The organism is Candidatus Binataceae bacterium, from assembly GCA_035500095.1.
In the GTDB taxonomy this organism is placed as follows: domain Bacteria; phylum Desulfobacterota; class Binatia; order Binatales; family Binataceae; genus JAKAVN01.
Window position 1 is genome coordinate 1 of the sequence record DATJXN010000152.1, and the last position, 23,244, is coordinate 23,244.

Sequence of the window (23,244 nt, forward strand, 5' to 3'; positions counted from 1 at the left end):
CAGTTCGCCGAAAAACTTCCCGAGATGGTTTCCAAATTCAGCCACGATCCGGACTTCCTGAACTATGTCGAGGACGAGATTCATCGCCTGGGCGTCCGGCTCCAGACCGCCGACACCACCGAGCGCGAGCACGTGCTGCGATGGGTCGAAGAGGTGCTGAATAAGTCCATCGGCAACCTGAAAGGCGAGATCGCGCGGCTGGTGGTGGAAAATCTGAACCGCCAGACAGACGAGCAGATCCGCCGTCAGATCGAAGACAAAACCCGCACCCATCTTGAATGGATCCGCGTCAACGGCAGCCTGTTCGGAGCACTGTTCGGACTGTGTGCGGCTTTCCTGCGCAGTTCGTTGCCGCTGAAACTGTATGCGGGGATAGCGCGCGGCTTCACGCCGTACCGGTAGGGCTGGGGCGAGGTTCGCTGCTGGCGTGTGATGCTTCGGCGGTGAGCTAGCGGCAGCCGCAGCCGCCGCCGCAGCATCCGCCGCCGCCCATCGCGCCGGAGCCGCCGCTGAAATCGCCGCCATTCGGCGCGCCCGACGCGCCCCGCGCGGCGGCGAAGACGGAAAGCTCCCGTGCGATATTGCCGCCATGACAGGCGGGACACTCCGTCTCCTGTGCGCCCGGGCGGACGTAGGCCTCGAACGAACGGTCGCAATCGGCACAGTGGTATTCGTAGATCGGCATCGGCGTTATCAGATTACTCCCCGGACTTGCCGCCCGCGTGGGATTCGTCGGCGAACGGCTGCGCGTATTCGACCAGCACGCCGCGCGTCGCCTTGGGATGGAGAAAGCAGATCATGCCGGCGAGGCCGTGGCGCGGCGATTGATCGATCAGCTGGATTCCCTTCGCCCTGGCGTCCGCAAGCTCGCGCGCGACATCGTCGGTCTCGAAGCATACGTGATGCAATCCGCCGCCGCGGCGCGCGAGGAACTTGCCCACGCCGCCCTCGGCGCTGAGCGGTTCGAGCAATTCGACTTCGCTGCCGCCGACCTCGAGCAGCGCAGCGCGCACGCCCTGCTCCTCGATCGTGGCGCTCTTGGTGAGCCGCATCCCCAGCGCGTCGCGCCAGAACTTGAGCCCCTCTTCGAGGCTCGGAACGACCACACCCACGTGATGAATTCGCGTCAACATCTCGAACCTACCCCGACGCCGATTGTTTGAGGCAAAGCTTGTTCTGCAGATCGAGCCATTGCGCCTTCATCTGCGGGCTGCCGAGGCTCGGATGCTCGCTGCGCGTGGCCGCGAGTTTGTTGCATGCGCCGGCAACGTTGCCCTCGGTCGCCAGGATCTCGGCCATGTTGTACTTGGCCTGATACCAGAGATTGTCCGATTGCGCCGCGGTTGCCTCTACCCGCGACCACAAATCGAGCGCGCTCTTGTAGTCCTTGCGCGATTGCGCGATTCGCGCCAGGCCCGCGTTGGCGTCGGGCGAGGCCGCGTCGGCCTTGACCACTTCGGCGAACGTCGCTTCGGCCTTGTCGGTCTGGCCGAGCGCCGCGTAGGCCTGTCCAAGAATCGAGAGCGTGCCGGTGAGATTCTTGGCCGGGATCTTGCCCGCCTTGACCATGTCCTCGAAGTAGCCGTAGTCGAGCGCGGTCAGCTGGGCCTGGGCGAGATAGGCTTTCTGGTCGCCGCGGGTCTGCGCGGCCAGCGCGCCGCGCCAGAAATCAACGCCGATCTCCTTGATGAAGTCGCTGTGCGCGAGATTGCCCTGGTTGCGTTTGACCAGCGCCGCGACGTCGCGCGCGATCGCATCCCATTGTCCGAGCGCAGCCTGCGACTTCAGTCGCCATTCGAAAACTTCGTTGAAGTGATCGCTCATCCCCGGGTACTCGGTCTCATAGCCGGTCAGCAGGGCGGAAATCTCGCGATTGTTGACCGCGGTGCCCTCGTGCTCCTGCAGGCTCGCGAGCATGTAGATCGCGCGGCCGCGCGCGTCATGGAAGAACCGCCGCTGCATCGGCGCGCTGCGCTCGGCCATCGGCTCGCGGTTGATCGCGTCGCGCAACCCCTTGATCGCGTCGGCGCGCATCGCGGCGAGCGCCACCGAAGGCTTGGCGTTCTTGCCCCCGGCCTCCTCTTTCTTCTCCGCCTCGGCGACCATCAGGTAGTTGCACTCGGCCGCATTGAAGACCGCGGTAAAGTCGTACGAAGGATTGCCCGAAACCTGCTGGTACTGCTTGATCGCCTCGGCGTACCGGCCCTGCTTCTGCAGCCGCTCGGCGATCCGAAAGCGCGGCTCGAAGGCATACTGGCCGTGCGGATAGACCTTCAGATAATCCTCGGCGGCGGCCAGCCACTGCTTCTCTAGCGCCGCGTTGGTCTTGCCGCTGCGCTCCCATTGCAGGCGCGGCAGCTTAAACCGCATGTAGGAGGCCCATTGCGCGTCGGGATTATTCGGCTGCGCCGCCACCTGGTCCACCAGCTTTTCAACCAGGTCGATGCGGCCGAGCGTGTAGTAGAGGTCCGCCGCGTACTTGTAGGCCTTCGGATAACGGCCCGTCTCGGCCGCCTCGGTGAAATACTTCGCCGCCGGCAGCGGCTGACGTTTGAAGTAGAGCACGCTTGCGAGCAGCCACTTCTCGAACGGATCGCTGGAGTCGCCGAACTCGGCCACCGGGTCGGGCACGTACTGGGCGACCGCCGAGAGCGCGATCGCCCATTCGTTCTTGTCGTCCTGGCGGGCCTTGATGTAGTCGACGGCTTCGCGATGAATGCTGGCGCGCTTGGCCGGGTCGGTCGTCGCCTTCTCCGCTTCGAACAGCTCGCGCAGGCGCATCATCTCGAGGCCCTGGCGCGTCTGGCCGGTCGCGCCCGCCGCCGCCTCGCCCGAAAGCTTCGCCGCCTGCCCCGCCTGGCCCATCGCGGCGTAAGTCGCCGCGAGTCCCTGCTGCGCCGGACGGTACTGCCGGGTTTCGGGGCCGTCGTGCAGGATGCGTTTGAAGTCAGCGATCGCGTGGTTGTATTCCTGATGGTCGTACTTGCCCAGCTCGCGCTCGCAGAGCGCGCGGCCGAGCAGGTTCTCGCGGATGAGTTCGGGCGAGAAAATCACCAGCGTGCTCGAAGTGAAGCCGTCGATCGCCTGGTTGAGCAGCCGCCGCGCCATCGCCGGGTCGCCGCTGTAGAGAAGCGCTCCGCGGTAGTGCAGCCACGACAGCGGATAGAGCGCGCGCAGCGCGAGCTGTTCCGGCTGGTCGTAGTCGCAATTGCCTCCCGCGTCGATTTGCGCGATACAGGCGTCCTTCTTGTGCTGGTAGGTCTGGTAAATCCGGTTCAGCATCGATTCGAGCTGAACGTAGGTATCCATCAGCTCGCCGCGGCTCACCCGCCCGTTGGCCGCTTCCTCGAACTCGCCCTCGGCCGTGTCGAGCTCCGAGATGAGCGAGCTCGCTGCGGACGGGTTTTCCAGTGCCTCGCTGACCCGCGGCTCCAACGCATTGAGACGCGAATTCAGCCCACTCAGCGAGGCATGGACGGCCGAAAACGAGAACGCCAGCATCAGCAGAGCGGCCGGGGGCACGAGGCCGAAGAAAATACGGCGTGAATACACCATTTCGCGTCAATTCCTGCGTCAGCCTGGAGTTTCCGATGGACGATCGCCATCCACGAAGCATCCGGTTCGGTCAAAGGCCGTGTTGATTAAGGATAAACGGGTCATAGGCGTCAAGCAGATCTCTAATTTTAGACGAAAATTGCTTCGATCTCTTCTCCGGTCGCGCGCGAAGTTTAATGAAACTTCCGGCCGGGCGCGTCTCCTTTTTCGTTTTCCCAATTCATCCTGAACAACGCATCTGAGGCATCCCAAACCGCGCGGAACGAGGGTCGGGCTTGACCTGCGATATTCCGGCGTCTATGCTCGGTGCAAATAAATGAGAAATAAGACTATATTTGTCTTTTATTTTGCCGGCGACGAATTACGATGAATTTCACCTTTACTCTCCTGGGTTTTGTGGTGGCGGCGCTGGTCGCGATGACCGGTGTTGGCGGCGGCTCCTTAATGGCGCCGGTGTTGATACTCGGGATGCACGTTGCGCCGGGCGTCGCGGTCGGCACCGACCTTCTCTATACGGCAGCGACGAGAGCGGGGGCGTTTTGGGTTTACGCTCGCCAAGGGCAGGTCGAGTGGCGGCTGGCGGGCCGGATGCTCGCGGGAAGCCTGCCGGCGGCGTTCCTGACGCTCGGAGGGCTCTGGCTGATGGGGCGCAGCACGCGCGACCTGGACGCGATGGCCAACGTGGCTCTCAGCGTCGCGCTGACCGCGAGCGCAGCGGTGATCCTGTTTCGCGAGCGGTTGAGCGCCCTGATCGCTCACAAGATACCCGCATCCGACGGACCGCTGCGCGATCTCCTGCCCCTGCTCGCCGGGATGGTCATTGGCGTGCTGGTCAGTCTCTCGTCGGTTGGCGCCGGCGCGCTCGGCGTAACCGTCCTGCTCCTGCTCTTCCCCACGATCAAGACGCGCCATCTGATCGGCACCGATCTCGCACACGGAGTGGTTCTGGCGCTGGCGACGGGCCTCGGACACATGCTGATCGCGAAAGCCGATTTCGTGCTGCTGGGGCAACTGCTGCTCGGAACTCTGCCGGGAATTTATGTCGGCACGCGGCTCGCCGGCGTGCTGCCTGAAGTGACGCTCCGCCGCGCGATCGCGGTCGTGCTGCTGGGCGTCGCCGTGAAGCTCGCCGTCTGACGGGAACGCGCCAGACCGAGAAAACGCGACGTGGAAAGACGCGCGATGGACTGGTTTCCGATATTTCTTGCACTCGGCGACGCACCCGCCCTCGTAGTCGGCGGCGGGGCGGTCGCGCTGCGCAAGACGCGCCAGATGCTCGAGGCCGGATGCCGCGTCAGTGTGGTTGCGCCGCGCTGCGACCCGGAATTCGAGCCGCTGATTTCGGTCGGCCGCGTCCGCTGGCACGTCGCGGGATTCGAACCCGAGATGGTAGCCGGCTATCGCCTGGTTATCGCGGCCACTGACGACCCCGAACTTAACCGGCTGGTCGCCGCGTCCGCGGATCGCTTCGGCGTCCTCGTGAATGTCGTTGACGATCCGGCGCTCTGCGGCTTCATGATGCCCGCGGTCGTCGATCGATCTCCGCTGTTGATTGCGATCGGCACCTGCGGCAGAGCGCCGATCCTGGCGCGAGAGATAAAAGCTTCGCTCGAAGCTCTGATGCCGGCCGCGCTCGGAAGGCTCGCCGATTTCATGGGGAACTGGCGCGCGAAGGTTCGCAGTCACGTCTCGCCGCCCGAAGCCCGGCGGCGGCTCTGGGAGCGGGTCGCGAGCGGCCCCGTCGCGGGGCATCTGTATGCCGGCCGCGACGCCGAGGCGCATCGCCTGATGGCGCGGATGATCGAAATAGCGTGTGGCACGGGCGGCGATTCCCGGTCCGCCGTCGGCCAAAGCTGCAGCGAGGTCAATGGCGAGGTCTATATCGTGGGCGCCGGCCCCGGCGATCCCGAGCTGCTCACGATGCGCGCGCTGAGATTGATGCAACAGGCTGACGTGGTTCTCTACGACCGCCTCGTCGCGCCCGCGATCCTCGCGCTGGTCCGGCGCGACGCGGCGCGTATCGACGTCGGCAAACGCGGCGGCGCTCCCGGCTGGCCGCAGCAGCGGATCCATCAGACGATGATCCGTCTCGCCCGCGAGGGCAATCGGGTGCTTCGCCTCAAGGGCGGCGATCCGCTCGTCTTCGGCCGCGGCGGCGAGGAGATGGAAGTGCTCGCGCGCGCCGGCGTGGCCTACCAGGTCGTTCCCGGCATCACCGCGGCGAGCGGATGCGCCACGTACGCGGGAATTCCGCTGACTCATCGGAAGTACGCTCGCTCATGCGTCCTGGTGAGCGGACACGATGCCGAAGACCCGGCGTACGACTGGAATCGTCTGGCCGCGCCCGCGCAGACGATCGTTTTCTACATGGCGCTCGGCCAGATCGAGACCATCTGCCGCAAGCTCCGCGACCACGGCCGTGCCGAGGCGACACCGGCGGCGCTGGTCGCCAGCGGCACCACGCACGAGCAGGAGATTGTGCGCGGCACGCTCTCGACGCTCGCCGATCTCGCCGCGCAGCGCCGGCCCCCGTCTCCGGCGGTGCTGATCGTCGGTGAAGTGGCCGGACTCTCCGAAAGCCTGCGATGGTTCCGTCCGGAGCGCGCGGCCGCGGCGGATCTGGCCTCGGCGCTTGGCGCTTCTGAAGATCCCGCGGAGGACGGCCCGGCGCCCGATTTCGGCTCGACCGCCGTGCCCGCCGATCTCGCGGCGGGGCAGATGGAGTAATTCGCTATGGCGAGACGACCGGCACCGCCGTGGGAAACGATCCTCAAGCGCAACTCCGTCGAACGCCTCAAGCACGAACTCTTTCCCACCGAACTCGCGAACCAGTGGGAACGCGTGGCCGGCACGCCGTACGAAAAGCTCCCCGAAGAGGACATCGTGCGGCTGCAATGGTTTGGCCTCTATCACGACAAGCCCAAAATCGGTGGCTTCATGATGCGGGTGAAGATCCCGAGCGGCATCCTGAGCGCCAATGGGCTCCGCACGATCGGCGAGATCGCCGAGCGCTACGCGCGCGGCGAAGGCGAACTGACCACGCGCCAGAATATCCAGCTCCACTACATCGCGCTCGACCGCTTTCCCGAGATCCACGACCAGCTGAAGGGCGCCGGGCTGACCACGATGGGCGGATGCGGCGACGTGGTGCGCAATATCACCGGATGCCCGGTCGCCGGAATCGATCGCGCGGAGCTGTTCGACGCAACCGGCGTGATCGCCGAGGCGGCGGCGTTCTTTTACGGCAACCGCGAGTACTCGGACCTGCCGCGCAAGCACAAAATCACCATCGCGGCCTGCCCAGCGCAGTGCAACGCGCCCGAGATCAATTGCGTCGCGCTAATCGGCGTAGCCAGGGACGGGCGCAACGGCTTTGCGGTGCGCGTCGGCGGCGGCCAATCCTCGACGCCGCGCCTGTCGCGACATCTCGGCGTCTTCGTTCCGCACCAGCGGGCGCTCGCGACGATGCGCGCGATTCTCGATGTCTGGCGGCTCACCACCGAGTACCGGACTTCGCGGGTCAAGGCGCGGCTCAAGTTCATGATCGACGACTATGGCCCCGAGGGCTTTCGCAAACTGGTCGAGGAGCGGCTCGGCTATCCGATGGAGGATCTTCCCGAGTTGCCGCTCCCCGAGCGCGAGGGCGAGCATATCGGCGTCCACGAGCAGAAAACCACCGGGCGTTATTATGCCGGCTTCCCGGCACGGCTCGGCCTGATAAGCGGACGGCAGATGCGCGAGCTGGCCGACGTCGCGGACGAGATTGGCGGCGATATCCGCCTTACCCGCCGCCAGAATTTTATCCTGAGTGGAATTCCCGAGCCGCGCATCGACGAAATTATCGGCCGCGTCGGCGCGATCGGTTTTCCGCTCGACGCGAACGGCCTCTATGCCTCCTCGATCGCATGCATCGGCGACACGCACTGCAACTATTCGGTGGTTTCGACCAAGCCGAAACTGGCGTCGATTATCGAACGCCTCGCAAACCGCTTCGGCGACCGGACGGGCGGACTCAAGGTCAATCTTGATGGCTGCCCCCATGCCTGCGGACAGCATTGGACCGGCGATATCGGGCTCCAGGGAACGACCGCGCGCGGCCCAAGAGGCGAGCCGCTGGAGGCCTTCGACATCATCCTGCGCGGCGGACTCGGCCGCGACGCCGCGATCGGCAAGCCGCTTTTGCGCCGCGTGCCTTCGGCCGAGGTCGAAGACCATGTGGCCCGGCTGTTCGCCGGCTTTCTGGAAAATCGCCTGCCCGAGGAGTCGTTCGCGCGCTTCTGCGCGCGGACCTCCGACGCCGATCTGATCGCACTCGCCCAGGGAAATCGCGAGGCCGCGCGCGCCCCGCTTTGACGCCGCGCGCGCCAGTTTGAAAGGACGCCATGGAAGCGCAAGTGGAAATCCATCTGATGGACGAACTCGAGGCCGGGGAGGCCGCGGTCGAACTCGACGACAAAGAGCCGCAGGAAGTGATCGCCTGGGCGATCGAAAAATTCAGTTCCTCGCTCGCGATCTGTTCGAGCCTGCAAGCGGAAAGCTGCGCGCTCATCGACATGGCGTGGCGGATCGATCCGGCCGTGCGCGTCTTCACTATCGATACCGGCCGCCAGCCGCAGGAGACCTACGAGCTGATCGACCGAATCCGCGAAAAATACGGCATCCGGATCGACGTCTTCATGCCCGAGACCGCGGTGGTTGAAAAGATGGTGGGCCGAAACGGCCACAACCTCTTTTACCGCGACGTCGGATTGCGCCTGCTCTGCTGCCAGGTGCGCAAGATCCTGCCCCTGCGGAGAGCGCTGATGACCTGCGGCGCATGGGTGACCGGCCTTCGCCGCGAGCAGTGGGCAACGCGCTCCAACATCCGCAAGGTCGAAATCGATCACGACCACGGCGGAATCGTGAAGCTCGCGCCGCTCGCCGATTGGACCGAAGATGAGGTCTGGGACTACCTCCGCGCCAACGGCGTGCCGTACAACTCGCTCTACGACCAGGGTTACAAGTCGATCGGATGCGCGCCGTGCACGCGGCCCGTGCCCGACGGCCAGGACTCGCGCTCCGGACGATGGTGGTGGGAGACCGGTGCGCCCAAGGAGTGCGGGATGCATTGCGCGATTGAAACCGGCGGCTTCGAACACGAACTCGCCGCCCTGCTCGAGCACAAGCACGTATGATCGCCGCGCCAGGATAATCGCGGATAACCATCCGGACCGATGAACACGCGCATAGATGAAAGCCGCCGCGCGGAGGGCGCCGCGGCGCTGAAACTCGACGAGCTTCAGCGCGACCTGGTCTTATCGCTCGTCCAAAGCTTTGCCGCCGCAGGTCCTCAATCCGGCGGCCGCGATGCCTACACCGCGCTGGAAGAGGCTGTCGCGAAGATGGAAGTCCGGGCGGAACTCGTGCCGGCGCTCGGCGCGATCGTCGAGGTCGCGCTCTCCACCGGCCGCGTCAGGAACGTATTCGGGCCGGCTGCGGAATTGTCGCTCACGGCGCTGCTCAGGAAAACACCTCGCGGCGAAACGATCGGCGCGTCGTTTGGCGAACTCAACCGCGCGCTGGCCAAGCTCAAAGGTCAGCCGCTCAGTGAAATCAGCGCGGCGTTGCGTAAGCCCGGCGCTTACACGCTTACGATCGCCGCCGGCGAGTATCGAATCGTCGTCCGTTTCGATCACGACGGCGCGGCGGTCGAAAGCGTCGAGACCGGCGCCGGCTGAAAAGCCTCGCGGCTTAGGCGAACTGGAAGCGGCCGAGCGCCGTCGCGGCCTCGCTGAGCGTCCGCACGCGGACGCATCGCTCACCGCATGAGCGCAGTTCGGGCCGTTTCGAGGACTGCGGCGGGCGCTGCTCGACGGCAGCCGCTTCTGCGGTCGTATCCCGGCAAACGTTCTCGGATGCCGCGGATTCAAGCGTGACCGCCTCGGGGTCGATCAATATCGCGGCGATACCGGCTGCGCGCGCCCCAACAACATCGAGCGCCTCCACATCGCCGACGTGGAGCGCCTCGGCGGCCGGCAACTCATGGCGTTCGAGCGCGATTTGAAAAATCTCGGGCGCGGGCTTCGCATAGCCGGCCTCGGATGAGATCGTGATCGTATCGAGATAACGGGTGAGCCCGAGCCGATCGAGGATCGCGTAGATGCGATAGTCGAAGTTGGAAATCACGCCGAGTTCGATTCCGCTGTGGCGGAGCGCCGCCAGCAGCAAAGGCGCCTCCGGATCGGAGACCCAGTTCGCCGGGTCGGCGAAGAACGCGAACAGGGCGTCGAAATAGGCATCGAAATCCGGAAAATCGGCAAGACCCTCAAATGTCGCCCGTACCAGGCGGCGCCACCATTCGCGCTCCAGCTCTCGCAGCCGCGCCGCGTCGTGCCCCGGCCCGAAGGCCAGCCCCGGCGCCGCCGCGAAGGCACGCCTGAACGAGTCGATAACCCGACGCTCGTCGACGCGCGCGCCGAAGCGCTCGGCAATCTTCGCATAGCTCAGCCCTGCGGGTTCACGAGTATGAAAGAGCGTCCCGGCCGCATCGAAAAACACCACCCTCAGCATTTCCTGCGATTCGTCCTCAAGGCGCCGGTGCCGCGGCGCTACATACGGCCCAGGATGAAGCGGCGCAGCAGCGCCGACCATCCCCTGAGCACCAGGCTTCTGCCATTGACCAGCTTGCCGTAGTAAACGCCGGCCGATTGTTGTACGCGGGAGAGCGGCGGGACCTCAAAGAAACTCCAGCCGCGCGTCGAGCGATTGTCCGTTGCTCTGCACGACAATATAGCCGCCGCCCTTGAAGGGCCCGGCGTTGAACACCCGGGTCGAACCGATCGCGTCAACTCCGGCCGACTCGTGGATATGGCCCGAGATGCAGACGTCGGGTTTTACCTCCTCGATAAAGCGCCGCGCAGCGGTGCTACCCACCGCCTTGCCACCGACGATTCTGTCGCATCGCGTCTCGAAGGGCGGCGTGTGGCAGACCATCAGGAGCGGGCGATGACCGCGCACCTGCTCGTACCCGGCCATCAGCGTCGCGTAAATCTCGTCCTCGCTCAGTTCCATCGGCGTGTTGAAGGGCGTGACGTTGGAGCCGCCGCATCCGAAGATCGCCACTCCGTCGCGCACCATCCCGCAGCCATGCAGCGCCACGCCTTCGCGCTCGAGAAACGGGACTACCTCGAGGCGGTCCAGGTTGCCCGGCAGCGCGAGCACATTGGCGCATCGCGCGCGCACGTCGCCGATCACCTTGCGCGCGTCGTCCACGCCGCCGAAGTTGGTGAGGTCGCCCGAGATTATCACCAGGTCCGTATCGCACATCGCCTCGTCCATCCGGCCGAGGTTGCGCGTTGCCATGTGAACGTCGCCGAAGGAAATTATCTTCATCGTAACCGCCGTGCGCACCGGCACTCGCAGCCAAGATAGCGTTTTTCATCAAGCGCCGCACGCACGATCAGCAGCAAAGCGGCGCCGGCCGCGGCCGGCGCGTACGGATGCTGTCGAGCGACGCTCGCAAGGGCTAAGATTCAGACCCGATGGACCTTCTCGCCAACTTTGCCTTCGTGCTGGTGCGGCCGCTCCAGGCGGGCAACGTCGGCGCGGCCGCGCGCGCGCTCAAGAACATGGGCCTCGGCGATTTGCGCCTGGTCGCGCCGCGGCCCGCCGCGCTTGGGTCGGCCGCGGCCTCGATGGCGGTGCATGGTCGCGATGTCCTGCGCAACGCGCAGCGCTATCCGAGCCTTGGCGATGCGCTTGCCGATTGCACGCTCGTGGTCGGCACCACCTGCCGCCCCGGACTTTATCGTTCGGGCGCGATCGCACTGCGCGAGGCCGCAGCGCAACTCGCCGCCGAGGCCGCCCAGAACCGGGTGGCGATAATCTTCGGCCCCGAGGACACGGGCCTCGTCAACCGCGAACTCAAGCTTTGCCAACGGCTGATCACGATTCCCACCGCGCCCGAGTATCCGTCGCTGAATCTGGCCCAAGCCGTGATGCTGGTCGCGTACGAACTGATGATGGCAGCCGGCGCGGCGCGCGACATGCCGGCGGCGCAGCCTCATGCTCCGGCAGGGGCGGTGGACGCGATGATGGAACGGCTCGGCGAGGCGCTGGTCTCGATCGGGTTTCTGCCCGCGGACAACCCGGAGCACATCATGTTCGCGCTCCGCGCGATCATTGGACGCGCGGGAATCGGCACGCGCGAACTCGACATCCTGAGCGGCCTCGCGCGGCAAATTCGATGGTTCGCGGACGGCGGCTTCGAGGCGGCCGAGGCCAAGCGGCGCGGCGGCAAGAAACTGCGCTGACGCCCGGGCGCTTCCCTCTAATTCTAATGTCCGGCCGCCGGCCGATCGGCAGCGGACGGGTCGTCAATGCCGCCGCCCGACGTTTCGCCGAGCATCCGCATCCCGTAACGGATCATCGCCGCGAAGCGCTCGATGCGGCCGAGCAGTTCGGTCTGCACCCGTGCATCCGACTCGCTGCGCAGCGCTTCGGCCGCGACGGCGAGGTTTTCGCGCAGCACGGCGACCGCGCGTTCGAGATGGGCTCGCTCGGCCACACGGGCGCGGCTCCTGCGACGCTCGCGGTCGACTTCTTCCAGTCGGATGACTTCGCCCATCGGGGCTCTCGCACTCCTTGCCCGAATTATCGCCGATCGTTGTATGATTCACCACATCCCTGCGGCCCACACGCGGATGACGTGCTTGATTTCGTCCGGCCATGCGGATAGCAAAATAGGGCCGCTCAGGTGCTCCCCGGTAGCTCAGTCGGTAGAGCGGACGGCTGTTAACCGTCAAGTCGCTGGTTCGAATCCGGCCCGGGGAGCCATTTCGCGTCTGCCTGCATCGCCACACCCACCTCATCAGCGACGCGATGATTTTTAAGCACCGCTAATAAACAAATGCCCGAGTGTGCAGATGCGCACGCGAAGATCGGCCCTTGTGGCAGATTGCCAATGATTGGCCTCGTTGTGCTACATTTATCTTTGGCACGCATCTCGCGTATGGATCTCGTTCATGACGGAACGAATCAAGCGAACCTTGAGAGCGGGACGCTTTGCAACATCCCCGTCAAGGTACCGGTCCGACGCTTCAAAGCGTCCAATGAACACGGGATATTTCGAGTAAGCCATGGGCTTTCCGATGCGTTGCGGGCCGGCAACATGGCCTTGGGATTGTCGCACTCCGGTGCATGAATACGGTCGGGGCACTGTTGACATGCGGTACACCGTGCGCAATTATGCACCAGTATGCACAACAAGCCGTGCCAGATCGGGCCATACGCTAATGTCTGAGGGATTAAGCGCAGTAGCCGTAGAGGCCTACAGAGCGAGAGCGCTCATCGTCGAAAGCGACGACGACGCGGCGCGCTTTCTTTCCAAGGCGCTCGAGGACGAGGGCTACTACACCGAAGTTTGCCAGACCAGCGACGCTGCGCTAGCCGTCGTCGAGCAGGGTTACGAAGTCGTCATCACGGCGGTGCGCGGCGCTGGAATGGACGGTCTGGAATTGCTGCGCCGAGTCCGCGCACGACGGCCCGACGTACCTGTAATTCTGCTCGCAGCCGATAGCAGTGTCAGCGCGGCGGTCGCCGCGATGCGCGAGGGCGCCTTCGACTATGTAACGAAGCCCTTCAGCGCGGACGACCTGACCAAGAAGGTAGCGCGCGCGATCGAACTCGGCTCGCTGCAGCGCGAGAACCATCGTCTGCGCGAGCAGCTCAACGTCGCCAGCACGGCCGCCGGCTTTATCGCGGAAAGCACGCAGAGCAAGCAACTGGTGGCGATGATCCGGCGCGTCGCGCCCTCGCGCTCGACCGCGCTTATCGAGGGCGAGAGCGGCACCGGCAAGGAGCTGATCGCACGGATGCTTCATTATTGGAGCGCCCGCGCCGACGGTCCTTTTGTCGCCGTCAACTGCAAGGCCTTCGCCGAGGGCGTGGTCGAGAGCGAATTGTTCGGCCACGAGAAGGGCTCTTTTACCGGCGCGATCGCGGCACGCGCCGGATGCTTTGAGCGCGCTTCGGGCGGCACTCTGTTCCTGGATGAAATCGCCGAGGCCGGGACGGATTTTCAGGCCAAGCTGCTGCGCGTGCTCGAGGACGGTGAAGTCCTGCGCGTCGGCGCTTCAAAGTCGCGCAAGGTCGACGTGCGAATCGTCGCCGCAACCAACCGCATGCTGCGCAACGAAGTCGCGGCCGGCCGTTTTCGCGCGGACCTCTACTTCCGCCTGAACGTCATCCCGGTGAAGATTGCGCCGCTGCGCGAACGCCGGGAGGACATCCTGCCGCTGGCGCGCCATTTCCTCGCTTTCTACACGGCGCAGGCCGGGCGTCCGATCACTCTCTCGCCCGAGGCCGAACGCGCCTTGCTGAACTATCTCTGGCCCGGCAACGTGCGCGAGTTGGAAAACGTTATCGAGCGCTCGGTCGTGATGAGCGGCGCGGAGATTCTGACTCCCGAGGCGTTCGCGCTCGAAGGCAGTATCGAGCCCGCAGCAGAAGCCGAAGAACAGGTCGAGCCCAACGAGACGCTGCAAGGATATCTCGACCGCGCCGCGGTCACGCGTATCCGCGCGGCCCTCGACGCGGCCAAGGGTAATCGCGCTATTGCGGCAACCACGCTCGGCGTGGATCGCACCACGTTGTACCGCCTGATGAAGCGCCTGGGGCTGTAACGTTTCCGGTCCGGCACGAAGCGTCCGGACGCAACCTTCAGCACTTTTCCGCTTCTATCCGCCAGAATAGCCGCACTGGCAACGCCGACCCTGTCGCGGTGGCGCGCGCGACTGCCGCAGCCGCCGCACTACCGTCGCATCGCCCAGGTGCCGCCGCCGCTCCGCCGAGCCTCGCGCGCAAAAAGACAGCGGGCCGCGCATCCCCCTTCGGGATGCGTGGCCCGCCGCGTCGGACCAAGCGGCGGCGCCACGCCGCCGCTCGCGGCTCAACTGCCCGCGAGCGTGTGCAGAATCTCGATAATCGCAGGGCCGACGATGACCAGCAACATCGCCGGCAGAACGAACAGGACCAGCGGAAACAGAATCTTGATCGTGGTCCGCTGCGCGGCTTCCTCAGCGCGCAGGCGCCGGCGCGTGCGCAGAGCGTCGGAACTCGCATGCAGCGCCGGAGCGATCTGCGCGCCGAGCTGCTCGCTCTGGATCAGCGTCGCGGCAAGCGGCTTGATGTCTTCGACGGCGGTGCGCTCGGCCAGGTTGCGCAGAGCCTGCCCGAGCGTGGCGCCTGCCGAGATTTCGGAGGTCACCAGGGCCAGCTCGCGCCCGATCTCCTGCTTCTGCCGCTCGCTTTCGGTGCCCACGACCTTGATCGCTTCGAACAGACCGAGGCCGGCCTCGACGCAAACGACCAGCAGGTCGAGCACGTCCGAGAGCTGGCGAGCGATGGCGTTCTGGCGTTGGCGCGCGCGGCGGCCGACATAATAGCTGGGAAGGAAACTTCCGATGCCGAAGCCGGCGATTCCAAAGAGCATCATCGAACCGGAATTGCCGAGAATAAATCCCGCCCCCACGCCGATCAGGATGCCCAGGAGGCCCATCCCGAACCGGAAGAGCTGAAAGATCTGCGGCATCGTGGATTTCAGGTAGCCGGCCTGGATCAGCGTGCGGGCGAGCTTTTCGCCCTCGGGCGTGTCCGCTTTAGGAACGGGCACGCGCTTGGCCGCCCACTGCAGGAAGAGCCTGGAGAACCCGCGGAGCTCTTCTTCGCTGTCTTCAAAGACACCCTGCGAGGCGCGAACCTTCAACGCGAGGTCGGCGAACCGTTCCTCGAGCGCGCGATGGGTGCCGTAGAGCGCGTGATAGACAGCGGTCCCGATTACCCCCGCCATGCAGAGAACGATGAGGCTTACCAGTAGTGGAGTCATTTGAATTACCCTACGGCGCCAAAGCTCTTCAGAAATCCATCCGCAGCATCCGGCGGATCACGACGAAGGCGCAGAAGTCGAGGAACGCCGCGATCTTGAGAATCTTGATCCCGGTCGGATCGAAAAACAGCTCGTTGGCGTAGTCGTGATTGATGAGGCTGAACATGCCGAGCACGACGATCGGCAGCAAAGCCACGATGAGTCCGCCAAGCCGCCCCTGCGCGGTCAGCGCGTTGATCTGCAGCCGCAGCCGCTGGCGGGTGCGAACAATTTCAGCCAGCCGGCCGACGATCAACGCGAGACTGCTGCCGACTTCGGATTGCACTTTGACCGCGACCACCAGCAGGCGCAGGTCCTCTTCGGGGACGCGCTTGAGCATATCCTCGAGCGCGCGCGGGAGCGGCAGGCCGATTCGGGTCTGTTCGAGCACGGTGCGGAACTCACCGCCCAGCGGGTCGGCAAACTCCTGCACCACGACCTGCAGTCCGCGGTTGAGCGAGTGGCCGGCTTCGAGCGACGACTTCATCAGGTCGAGCGCAAACGGCAGCTGGGCGATGAAAGCCTTCATCCGCCGGGAGCGGCGGAAACGGATGTAGAATATCGGCAAAGCGCCGAACCCGACGCCGGTCAACACCGCGAACAGCATGCCCTTCCAGAACAAATCCCCGATCAAGGTGCCGGCGGAAAACAGCAGCAGGATTATCAGCGCCATCTCGGAGACCCGCATGTACAGCCCCGCCTGCCACATCATCTCTTCGAGCTTGCGCAGCAGGTTGAAATCGGCAAAGGCGCTGAAGATCGAATGCTCCTGCGGCTTGCGCTTGCGGGTTATGTCGACGTCTTCAACGTCGCCTATCGGCCGGCTCATGCGGCGCGTCATCGAACGGTTCTGCTCGGCGGACTGAGTCATGCTGATCAGCCCTACCGCGAGGACGATGAACACGAAGGCAAAAACGGCGCCTGCGGCTAATAACGTCATAAACTCCTGGCCCCCTCTACCCGTCAATCCATGCTGTAGCCGTAGGCCTCGATGCGATCCTTGTAGGCCGAGCGGATACCGGTTTTGCGGTACTGCCCGAGCACTTTGCCCTGTGCGTTGACGCCGGTGCGATGGAATTCGAAGAGGTCCTGCATCATGATCATGTCGCCTTCCATCCCCACCAGCTCGGAAATTTTCATCACCTTGCGTGAGCCGTCGGAGAGGCGCGAGACGTGGACGATGACGTTGAGGGCGGAGGCTATCTGCTGGCGCATGGCGCGCTGCGGTATCGACCAGCCCGCCAGCAGCATCATCATCTCAAGCCGGCCCATGCTGTCGCGCGGCGTGTTGGCGTGGATGGTACAGAGCGAGCCGTCGTGACCGGTCGACATCGCCTGCAACATGTCGAAGACTTCGCTGCCGCGGACCTCGCCGACGATGATCCGGTCGGGCCGCATACGCAGGGTGTTGCGCACCAGCTCGCGGGCCGTCACTTCGCCCTTGCCTTCGACGTTGGGCGGGCGCGTCTCCAGCCGCACCACGTGGGGTTGCTGCAGCACCAATTCTGCCGAGTCCTCGATCGTCACCACGCGTTCGTCGACCGGGATGAAGGCCGAGATACAGTTAAGCATTGTGGTCTTCCCCGAGCCAGTGCCGCCGCAGACCAGCACGTTCAGGCGGGCGCGGATGATCGCGCGGATGAACTCGACCATGTCGGGGGTGATGCTGTCCTTGGCGACCAGGTCGTCGACCGAGTAGCGCCGCTTGCCGAAACGGCGGATCGAGAGCGCCGGCCCGTCCAGCGCGAGCGGAGGAATGATCGCGTTGATACGCGAGCCGTCGGGCAGGCGCGCGTCGACCATCGGCGAAGCTTCGTCGACGCGGCGGCCGACCTGCGAAACGATCCGGTCGATGATCAGCATCAGGTGCTGATCGTCCTGGAAGCTCACGTCGGTCAGGTAGAGCTTGCCGCCGCGCTCAACGTAGACCTGCGAGGGGCCGTTGACCAGGATGTCGGTGATCTCGTCGTCCCACAATAGCGGTTCGAGCGGACCGAGGCCGAGCAGCTCGTTTTTGATCTCCTCGATCAGGCGCGCGCGGTCGGCGTCGGTGAGGAGCCTGCCCTCCTCGTCCAGAATCTCGCTGATCGCGCCGGTGACCTTCTGCGAGGCCATATTGGCTTCGAGGCTTTCCAGGCGCGAGACGTCCAGCGTTTCGAACAGGCGGTTATGCACCGCGAGCTTGAGCTGCTGGAAGCCGTCGGCAACGGTGCTGCGCTCGCGCTTGGGAGCCTGGGCGCCGATTATCGAGCGCTGCTGCTGTTGCGGCGCGGCGCCTTCTTTCTGGGATATGCGTTCGACCAATTTCATAAAGCCAACCTTCAGGAGCGGCCGCCGAACACTCCGCGCAGGCGCGACATCAGGCCCGGCGCCTCGTCAGAATCCTCACTGCCGGCGGCGAGCCGGCGGGCGAGGTCTTCGTAGGACCGGGTCAGGGCCGAATTGGGCGCGCATTGCCATAGATCCTTGGCCAGCAGCTGGACCTTCTCGAGCGCCTTTTCATCGCGCGGGATCTTGGCGTAAATCGGCCTGCCCAGAGTGTTGATGATCTGCTCCTCGCTAATGGGATGATGCGACACATACCGGCTCAGCACGAAGTGCGGCTGCACCCCGCTGAGCCCAAGGCGTCCGAACAGTTCGATAAACCGCCAACAACACCGCGCCGCACCAATCGACTGGTCGAGCACGTAAAACAGATGATCCGAACGTTCCCACACGGCGACCACGTTCTCATTGATGTAGCCGCCGCAATCGACCACCACAAAGTCGAACAGCCGGCGCATCAGATCCAGCGCCCCGCCCAGGGTCACCTCGGAGACCAGCTCGCTGTCCTCGATCCGCTTGGGCGCCGCGAGCAGGTAGATGCCCGAAGGATGTTTGCTCAGCGCCGCCTCGAGCTGGATCGAGTCGAGCTTCTTTTCCCCTTCGGCAAGCGCCATGATGGTGCGCTCGGGCTCGAGGTTGAGCGCGACCGCAAGCCCGCCCGACTGGAGATCGAGATCGACCAGCGCGACCCGTTTGCTGAGCGTGTAGCGCAGCGCAAGCGCCAGATTGGCGGCAAGGCTCGAGACGCCGACGCCGCCGACCGTGCTGACCACCGAGCAGATAACTCCGCCCTGCTGCTTCTCCTCGCGGCGCTGCGATTCGCTGACCTTGAGCAGCGCGCGAGTGGCATCCCCCGGATCGAGGGGAAGGAAGAGCAGCTCGTCGGCGCCGGCGCGCAGGATTTGCCGCATCAGTCCTGGCGAACGCTCGCGCACCAGCGCGAACAGCGCGGGGCGCGGCGAGCGTTCGGCCTGTTTCTGGAGGTAGTCCAGCGACGCTTCTTCGTTGCCGTTGAACACCACCATCGTGACGTCGGCCGGCGCGACGCCATTACTGCTCTCCTGGGCGCCACCCTGTGGCGTCACGGAGACGATCTCGAGCGGCGGGTCGCCAAGACTCTCGAGCGCGGACTTTATCTCGGCGCGCCGCGTCTCGTCTTCGCCGACCAGTAGAACCCTGAGCGCACCCTTCCGCCCGTCACTCTTTCTGCCTAACACTGCCACAGGATTCTGTCCGGCCGCACGGATACCGCTCCGTTAGAAGCGGGGCCGTCCGGCATCTTCGGGATAGACCCTCCTGGTCTTGATTTCTTCAAAATTCATCGGTCCGCGATCGGTCGGCAGCGCAACCCGGCCGTTGGACGGCAGCGGAGCCACGATCTGCGGCGTCACGGTCATCACCAGGTCCGACTGCGTGTTGGTATAGGACGTGTTCCGGAACAAGCCGCGGACGTACGGGATGTCTCCGAGGTACGGGACCTTGGCCACGGTCTCGTTCTTGGTGTTGAGCAAGAGGCCCGCAACGATCAGGGTCTGATTGTTCTTCAGCCGCACCATCGTCTCGGCCTTGCGCGTCACGAACGCCGGCACGGTGAAACCAAACAGGTTAACGCCGTGGGCGAAATCGGGTTCGGAAACCTCGGGCTTCACCTTCAGCAGGATATCATCAAACCCGATCACCGTGGGTACAAAGATAACCGAGGTGCCGAACTGTTTGAACACGATCGAGGTGTTGAGCGCCTGCGAAATCACGATCGGAATCTCGCCGCCCGAGAGAAACTCGGCCTTTTCACCCGAGTTGGCCAGCAGATGCGGCTCGGCCAGTATCTTGCCCATGCTGTTTTCTTCCAGAAACTGAAAGAAGCTCTGGGTCTGGATGTTGTTGTTGCCCGCGGCGAGGCCGTAGGTCAGGTTCTGCGAGAGCAGCAACGGAATGGTCACACCTCCGGGCGGCAACGTGCCCGTGGCGCTGCTCGAGGTCGTGACCGGCGGATTCGATTGAACGATAGAAGTGGCGGTCAGAGAGGTCGTCGCGTTGTAAGGCGTCGCCACACCACCGGCCATGTTGACCAGCGAAATGTTCCACTTCGGAAAGGCCATCGTCCAGTTGATGCCGAAGTTCTCCATTCGCGAGCGGTTGAGTTCGGCCACGATTACGTTGAGCAGCACCTGCTGCTTGCCGCTCTCGTCAACCCGAATTTCACGCTCCGAATAGCGTCCCTGCGTGTCCCATACGGCCAGCGTGGTGAACCCCGCCTGATGGGCCACCAAGTTGAGCTCGTAGGGATTGATCACCTGGATATCGGCGACCTTGCTGTCGGCCACCGAGACCCGCCGGATGCGCGTGGGATAGTCGAGAACCAGCGAAGTTCCCATCATCATGTCCACGCCGTCACCGGGCATGAAATGCTTCTCGCCGAGCGGCGGCGGCGCAGTCGGAATCACCGCCATCGGATCGGTGTTGAAGGTCTGCGAGGGCGCCGCCCCTACCGCGTTGCCCTGCGACGGCATCGTCGGTAGCATCCCGTTATCTCCGGTGGGCGAGTTGGGCGCGACTATCGGCGACATCGAAGTCGGCATCGACGTGGAAGACACGGGAGTATGCTCCTGCGCCAACTTCTCGGGCTCTCGCGCCGGAGCGGACGCCGCAAAGGGCGAAGCCGGAGCGGGAGCAGCAACGGCTGCCGCCGGAATTGTTGGAGCCGACGAGCTCACCGAGGCTGCCGGACTGATCGATGTTGCCGGAATCGCCGGATCCGCCGACGCCACCCTCACGGGCTCGGCAGCCGAGGGCGCGGCGATTACCGGAGTTACTGCCGCAGGAGCCGACGCTACACGAGGCGCGTCTGGAGCCGCAGCAGTCGGCGCAGAAGGAACATGCGCATCCGCCGCGCTTGCAGAAACCTTGGCAGCCCGATCGGCTTTAGCGGCCGGATCAACAGGACCGCTCCCCGCATCGGCCGGCCTGGAAGCCGCTGCCGATGCACTACCGCTCGCGGGATTGCTGGCAGAAGCCAGAGGCCCCCTGATGCCTTCGACCGGCATCACATCGACCGCGTAGGTAACCTTGTCGCCGTTGGCGAGCGTGACATTGATGTTCCAGCTGCCGGCCGCGGCGCCCTGCAGCACGATCTTGCCCGGAGCGTCGGTATGCACCACGAGCGCACTCGGGTTAGACACGACCTTGACGCCCGGCGTCGAGTCGGGGCTTACATCCGCGATAGTGTAAGCTTCGCCGGCGTTGAGTGTTACCGGCACGGTGCGCGTCTGCGAAGCTGCCGCTTGGTAGCCGGCCAGCGCAAAGAATCCTAACGATCCGATCGCGGCCGCGAGCAATTTGTAAGCATAGCGGCGCACGTCCTTCCTTATTACTTCGACCATCGTCCCATCCTCCCCCTTACGGCACGTCGATAGTCTTTGAGTTAGCTCCGGCGAAAAGCGGACTGCCCTCCGCAGATGCCGCGAATCCGACCGCGCTCGCCGGCGTCGGCGCGTGGGTCTCATGCCGGCCGCCCGCCGTGGCCGCCGCAGCGCCTGCGCGCGGCATAGCCGCAGCCGCGGCTTCAGGAGCGGGCGCGAGGCCGTCCACACCGGTCATCTCGAAGCTCGGATCGGCCGCGCCAACCGTTTCCTGGTCAAGCCCCACGGTATTGCGCGCGCCGCGGCCGTGAACGAAAGAGACCGATTCGCTCTTGCTGCTGCCGTCGCGCAGGATCTCGACCTGGATCGCCTTGGGCCGCGGCCGCGCCACGATCCGGGCGGGCGCAGGCGCCGCGGCCTGATGTTCCATCAGGGGCGCCGCGGCGCCGCCGCGGAGCATCGCCGCGATATTGGACCCGCTGGTCATCACGACCTTCTTGTCCTCGTAATTGCGCAGCGCCAGGCGCAGAGTCCCGTCATGGCTGGCGATCGTGAGCCTTTCCGCTTCTTCGGGCGTCAGCAGCACGGTGATGACCTTGACCACCTTGGGCTCGTCCTTGGCCTCTTCAATCTCCTGCGCCACGGCGATCACTTCGACGTTTTGCAGAACGATCTTGGAGAACGGCTCGCCGCCGGTCGCCTTGTCAGCGATCGCAACCAGGATGTCCACGTGAGCGCCGGGCAGAACGAAGCCGGCGATATCGCTGACCTCGTCAACCGGCACCGACATCGCGCGCATCCCGGCGGGAATCAAAAGCGGCAACATACCCGCGGTCTTGACCCCGCTGAACAACCGATCACCGACAATCGGCTCGTTTTCCACAAACGGCGTCTTGACGTACTTGCCCGACACCGCGGCGACGTCCGTGAAGGCGCCCGGAGGCATGCTGTCACGGGCCCATCGCGCAAGCTTGACTGCGGTCGGATCGAGTTGCGTGCCGATGTGCAGGTCATGTGCGGCTACTACGATATTGACCGACTGCGCCATCGCCTGTTGAACTTCCTGCTCGCGCTTCTTAAGCGCCGAGTAGACGACCAGTGCGGCGACCAGCGCCGCGACGCCGGCCAGCATCATGAACAACAACGATCGTCTCATCTGACCCCTCCCCCCGATGAAAGCGGCCCGCGCCCGAGCCGCACGTTTTTTTCGAACCTCGATGCGCGCTTCGCCGCGCGCTCATTCGCTCATCGCTGTCTCCTGGCTGCTGAGCTGCGTGGGAAACGGAATGCCCAGGAAATTCGGATTGGTGGTGTTCTTGGACAGAAAAATTATCGAAGAGGTGTTGAACGTGACCGACACCTGGATCGAGTCGCCGAAGCTTCGTGGGCTCGCGCAGGTGGTGGGCGCAGTCCATCCGGAACAGCTCGCCGTCCCGGCGGTGAGCGTAGTCCCATTATCTTTGACGGTGACCGTCAACTGCGAGCCGCAACCCCTGGTGATCGTCGGCGAACCGTTGGCCACCATGTATGACGCCACATCAGCCGTCGTCGCACACTGATTGACTGCCGCGAAGCGTGCGCCCTGATAGTTCATCTGGCCAAGGGCGAGCGCAGCCTGTCCGATGAATGCCATCTGAATCGCGACGAACAATACGATCAGAGCGACAAAGAGCACGAGCGCAAACTCGACCATCGCCTGACCGCGGAATCGGAATCTGACGTTTGGCAGCATCTTCAGCTCGGAGCATGCGTTCGACATCTTATGTCCGAAACCAGCGTAATTAAAGTTGCGTCTCATTGCCGCTCCGTCAGAGTCGCCGACGACGATGCCGCGCCAACGACCCATTCGTCAGCAATTCTCCAGAGAGCCCGTACCGCACTATTGACCCTCTTTGCTTTCACAAACTATGGCGTTGAGCAGTCTGAAGCAAGAGTGTTCCAGTTTTAACCTTGAGAGACGTGTAGCCTTGTTGAACCATGTCAGGGCTCTTGATCTGCGTCGACAGCGCCAACGACCCGCTGACTCTGTCCGCGCTGGCAATACGTCTGCCCCCCTAAGCGAAGTTCGGTATGGCGGCGGGGCTTACGCCCCGCCGCCATGGC

At 64.5% G+C, this 23,244-nt stretch carries 21 protein-coding genes and 1 tRNA gene; 9 read left to right on the forward strand and 13 right to left on the reverse strand.

Features of this window, described 5'->3' with window-relative positions; translation table 11 throughout:
- The coding region (locus VMI09_17065) for a DUF445 family protein (protein ID HTQ26403.1) at nt 1-402 on the forward strand (402 nt) is incomplete at its 5' end.
- 46 nt (nt 403-448) lie between these two features.
- On the opposite strand, the gene VMI09_17070 is transcribed toward VMI09_17065, so the two are convergent.
- The 3 genes from VMI09_17070 to VMI09_17080 are packed head-to-tail and all read right to left on the reverse strand — an operon-like array spanning nt 449 to nt 3,555.
- Nucleotides 449-685: a zinc ribbon domain-containing protein gene (locus VMI09_17070; GenBank protein HTQ26404.1), complete on the reverse strand. Its 237-nt coding sequence runs from the start codon at nt 683-685 to the stop codon at nt 449-451.
- 13 nt (nt 686-698) lie between these two features.
- Nucleotides 699-1,133, reverse strand: a complete 435-nt coding sequence (gene mce / locus VMI09_17075) for a methylmalonyl-CoA epimerase (protein ID HTQ26405.1) — start codon at nt 1,131-1,133, stop codon at nt 699-701.
- 7 nt (nt 1,134-1,140) lie between these two features.
- Nucleotides 1,141-3,555, reverse strand: a complete 2,415-nt coding sequence (locus VMI09_17080) for a hypothetical protein (protein ID HTQ26406.1) — start codon at nt 3,553-3,555, stop codon at nt 1,141-1,143.
- A gap of 366 nt (nt 3,556-3,921) precedes the next feature.
- Here VMI09_17080 and VMI09_17085 point away from each other — a divergent pair, with 366 nt between their 5' ends.
- Genes VMI09_17085 through VMI09_17105 form a run of 5 tightly spaced genes read left to right on the forward strand, consistent with a single transcriptional unit; the run spans nt 3,922 to nt 9,272 of the window.
- Nucleotides 3,922-4,692, forward strand: a complete 771-nt coding sequence (locus VMI09_17085; GenBank protein ID HTQ26407.1) for a sulfite exporter TauE/SafE family protein — start codon at nt 3,922-3,924, stop codon at nt 4,690-4,692.
- Between the two features lie 30 nt (nt 4,693-4,722).
- The gene (gene cysG / locus VMI09_17090; GenBank protein ID HTQ26408.1) at nt 4,723-6,282 is read left to right on the forward strand and encodes a siroheme synthase CysG; all 1,560 of its coding nucleotides are present in this window, start codon (nt 4,723-4,725) and stop codon (nt 6,280-6,282) included.
- A 6-nt stretch (nt 6,283-6,288) separates the two neighbouring features.
- Complete coding sequence (locus VMI09_17095) at nt 6,289-7,908, forward strand: nitrite/sulfite reductase (GenBank protein ID HTQ26409.1); 1,620 nt, start codon at nt 6,289-6,291, stop codon at nt 7,906-7,908.
- Between the two features lie 29 nt (nt 7,909-7,937).
- Entirely contained in the window at nt 7,938-8,729 is a 792-nt protein-coding gene (locus tag VMI09_17100; protein HTQ26410.1) for a phosphoadenylyl-sulfate reductase, read from the forward strand.
- Between the two features lie 39 nt (nt 8,730-8,768).
- The gene (locus tag VMI09_17105; GenBank protein HTQ26411.1) at nt 8,769-9,272 is read left to right on the forward strand and encodes a hypothetical protein; all 504 of its coding nucleotides are present in this window, start codon (nt 8,769-8,771) and stop codon (nt 9,270-9,272) included.
- 13 nt (nt 9,273-9,285) lie between these two features.
- Here the strand turns inward: VMI09_17105 and VMI09_17110 are convergent, their stop codons facing one another.
- On the reverse strand, nt 9,286-10,104 hold the full coding sequence (locus tag VMI09_17110) for an HAD-IA family hydrolase (protein ID HTQ26412.1): 819 nt from the start codon (nt 10,102-10,104) through the stop codon (nt 9,286-9,288).
- A 165-nt stretch (nt 10,105-10,269) separates the two neighbouring features.
- Nucleotides 10,270-10,926, reverse strand: coding sequence for a metallophosphoesterase (locus VMI09_17115; protein ID HTQ26413.1), 657 nt, complete (start codon nt 10,924-10,926; stop codon nt 10,270-10,272).
- A gap of 149 nt (nt 10,927-11,075) precedes the next feature.
- On the opposite strand from VMI09_17115, the gene VMI09_17120 reads away from it, so the two are divergent.
- Nucleotides 11,076-11,846 (forward strand): RNA methyltransferase, encoded by a 771-nt coding sequence (locus VMI09_17120; GenBank protein ID HTQ26414.1) that lies wholly within the window; start codon nt 11,076-11,078, stop codon nt 11,844-11,846.
- 23 nt (nt 11,847-11,869) lie between these two features.
- Here the strand turns inward: VMI09_17120 and VMI09_17125 are convergent, their stop codons facing one another.
- Nucleotides 11,870-12,160, reverse strand: a complete 291-nt coding sequence (locus VMI09_17125; protein HTQ26415.1) for a hypothetical protein — start codon at nt 12,158-12,160, stop codon at nt 11,870-11,872.
- 133 nt (nt 12,161-12,293) lie between these two features.
- Here VMI09_17125 and VMI09_17130 point away from each other — a divergent pair.
- Nucleotides 12,294-12,369 (forward strand) — tRNA-Asn (locus VMI09_17130).
- Nucleotides 12,370-12,827: 458 nt separating this feature from the next.
- Nucleotides 12,828-14,216: a sigma-54 dependent transcriptional regulator gene (locus VMI09_17135; protein ID HTQ26416.1), complete on the forward strand. Its 1,389-nt coding sequence runs from the start codon at nt 12,828-12,830 to the stop codon at nt 14,214-14,216.
- A 266-nt stretch (nt 14,217-14,482) separates the two neighbouring features.
- Here VMI09_17135 and VMI09_17140 read toward each other — a convergent pair whose 3' ends face one another.
- The 7 genes from VMI09_17140 to VMI09_17170 form a co-directional block, all read right to left on the reverse strand.
- Entirely contained in the window at nt 14,483-15,418 is a 936-nt protein-coding gene (locus tag VMI09_17140; protein HTQ26417.1) for a type II secretion system F family protein, read from the reverse strand.
- A 28-nt stretch (nt 15,419-15,446) separates the two neighbouring features.
- Nucleotides 15,447-16,328 carry a type II secretion system F family protein gene (locus VMI09_17145; protein HTQ26418.1) on the reverse strand — a complete coding sequence of 294 codons (882 nt, stop codon included), beginning with the start codon at nt 16,326-16,328 and terminating at the stop codon, nt 15,447-15,449.
- A 92-nt stretch (nt 16,329-16,420) separates the two neighbouring features.
- Entirely contained in the window at nt 16,421-17,767 is a 1,347-nt protein-coding gene (locus VMI09_17150; GenBank protein HTQ26419.1) for a TadA family conjugal transfer-associated ATPase, read from the reverse strand.
- Nucleotides 17,768-17,778: 11 nt separating this feature from the next.
- Nucleotides 17,779-18,999, reverse strand: coding sequence for an AAA family ATPase (locus VMI09_17155; GenBank protein ID HTQ26420.1), 1,221 nt, complete (start codon nt 18,997-18,999; stop codon nt 17,779-17,781).
- Between the two features lie 39 nt (nt 19,000-19,038).
- Nucleotides 19,039-21,162: a pilus assembly protein N-terminal domain-containing protein gene (locus VMI09_17160; protein HTQ26421.1), complete on the reverse strand. Its 2,124-nt coding sequence runs from the start codon at nt 21,160-21,162 to the stop codon at nt 19,039-19,041.
- A 16-nt stretch (nt 21,163-21,178) separates the two neighbouring features.
- Nucleotides 21,179-22,297 carry a Flp pilus assembly protein CpaB gene (gene cpaB / locus VMI09_17165; GenBank protein HTQ26422.1) on the reverse strand — a complete coding sequence of 373 codons (1,119 nt, stop codon included), beginning with the start codon at nt 22,295-22,297 and terminating at the stop codon, nt 21,179-21,181.
- A gap of 81 nt (nt 22,298-22,378) precedes the next feature.
- Nucleotides 22,379-22,834 (reverse strand): TadE family protein, encoded by a 456-nt coding sequence (locus VMI09_17170; protein HTQ26423.1) that lies wholly within the window; start codon nt 22,832-22,834, stop codon nt 22,379-22,381.
- Nucleotides 22,835-23,244 lie beyond the last annotated feature (410 nt).

Excerpts from the sequence above, each read along its gene's own strand:
- VMI09_17070 (HTQ26404.1), bottom strand. The coding sequence starts at position 685 with ATGCCGATCTACGAATACCACTGTGCCGATTGCGACCGTTCGTTCGAG.
- mce (HTQ26405.1), bottom strand. The coding sequence starts at position 1,133 with ATGTTGACGCGAATTCATCACGTGGGTGTGGTCGTTCCGAGCCTCGAA.
- VMI09_17080 (HTQ26406.1), bottom strand. The coding sequence starts at position 3,555 with ATGGTGTATTCACGCCGTATTTTCTTCGGCCTCGTGCCCCCGGCCGCT.
- VMI09_17085 (HTQ26407.1), top strand. The coding sequence starts at position 3,922 with ATGAATTTCACCTTTACTCTCCTGGGTTTTGTGGTGGCGGCGCTGGTC.
- VMI09_17095 (HTQ26409.1), top strand. The coding sequence starts at position 6,289 with ATGGCGAGACGACCGGCACCGCCGTGGGAAACGATCCTCAAGCGCAAC.
- VMI09_17100 (HTQ26410.1), top strand. The coding sequence starts at position 7,938 with ATGGAAGCGCAAGTGGAAATCCATCTGATGGACGAACTCGAGGCCGGG.
- VMI09_17105 (HTQ26411.1), top strand. The coding sequence starts at position 8,769 with ATGAACACGCGCATAGATGAAAGCCGCCGCGCGGAGGGCGCCGCGGCG.
- VMI09_17110 (HTQ26412.1), bottom strand. The coding sequence starts at position 10,104 with ATGCTGAGGGTGGTGTTTTTCGATGCGGCCGGGACGCTCTTTCATACT.
- VMI09_17115 (HTQ26413.1), bottom strand. The coding sequence starts at position 10,926 with ATGAAGATAATTTCCTTCGGCGACGTTCACATGGCAACGCGCAACCTC.
- VMI09_17120 (HTQ26414.1), top strand. The coding sequence starts at position 11,076 with ATGGACCTTCTCGCCAACTTTGCCTTCGTGCTGGTGCGGCCGCTCCAG.
- VMI09_17125 (HTQ26415.1), bottom strand. The coding sequence starts at position 12,160 with ATGGGCGAAGTCATCCGACTGGAAGAAGTCGACCGCGAGCGTCGCAGG.
- VMI09_17135 (HTQ26416.1), top strand. The coding sequence starts at position 12,828 with ATGTCTGAGGGATTAAGCGCAGTAGCCGTAGAGGCCTACAGAGCGAGA.
- VMI09_17140 (HTQ26417.1), bottom strand. The coding sequence starts at position 15,418 with ATGACTCCACTACTGGTAAGCCTCATCGTTCTCTGCATGGCGGGGGTA.
- VMI09_17145 (HTQ26418.1), bottom strand. The coding sequence starts at position 16,328 with ATGACTCAGTCCGCCGAGCAGAACCGTTCGATGACGCGCCGCATGAGC.
- VMI09_17150 (HTQ26419.1), bottom strand. The coding sequence starts at position 17,767 with ATGAAATTGGTCGAACGCATATCCCAGAAAGAAGGCGCCGCGCCGCAA.
- VMI09_17160 (HTQ26421.1), bottom strand. The coding sequence starts at position 21,162 with ATGGTCGAAGTAATAAGGAAGGACGTGCGCCGCTATGCTTACAAATTG.
- cpaB (HTQ26422.1), bottom strand. The coding sequence starts at position 22,297 with ATGAGACGATCGTTGTTGTTCATGATGCTGGCCGGCGTCGCGGCGCTG.
- VMI09_17170 (HTQ26423.1), bottom strand. The coding sequence starts at position 22,834 with ATGGTCGAGTTTGCGCTCGTGCTCTTTGTCGCTCTGATCGTATTGTTC.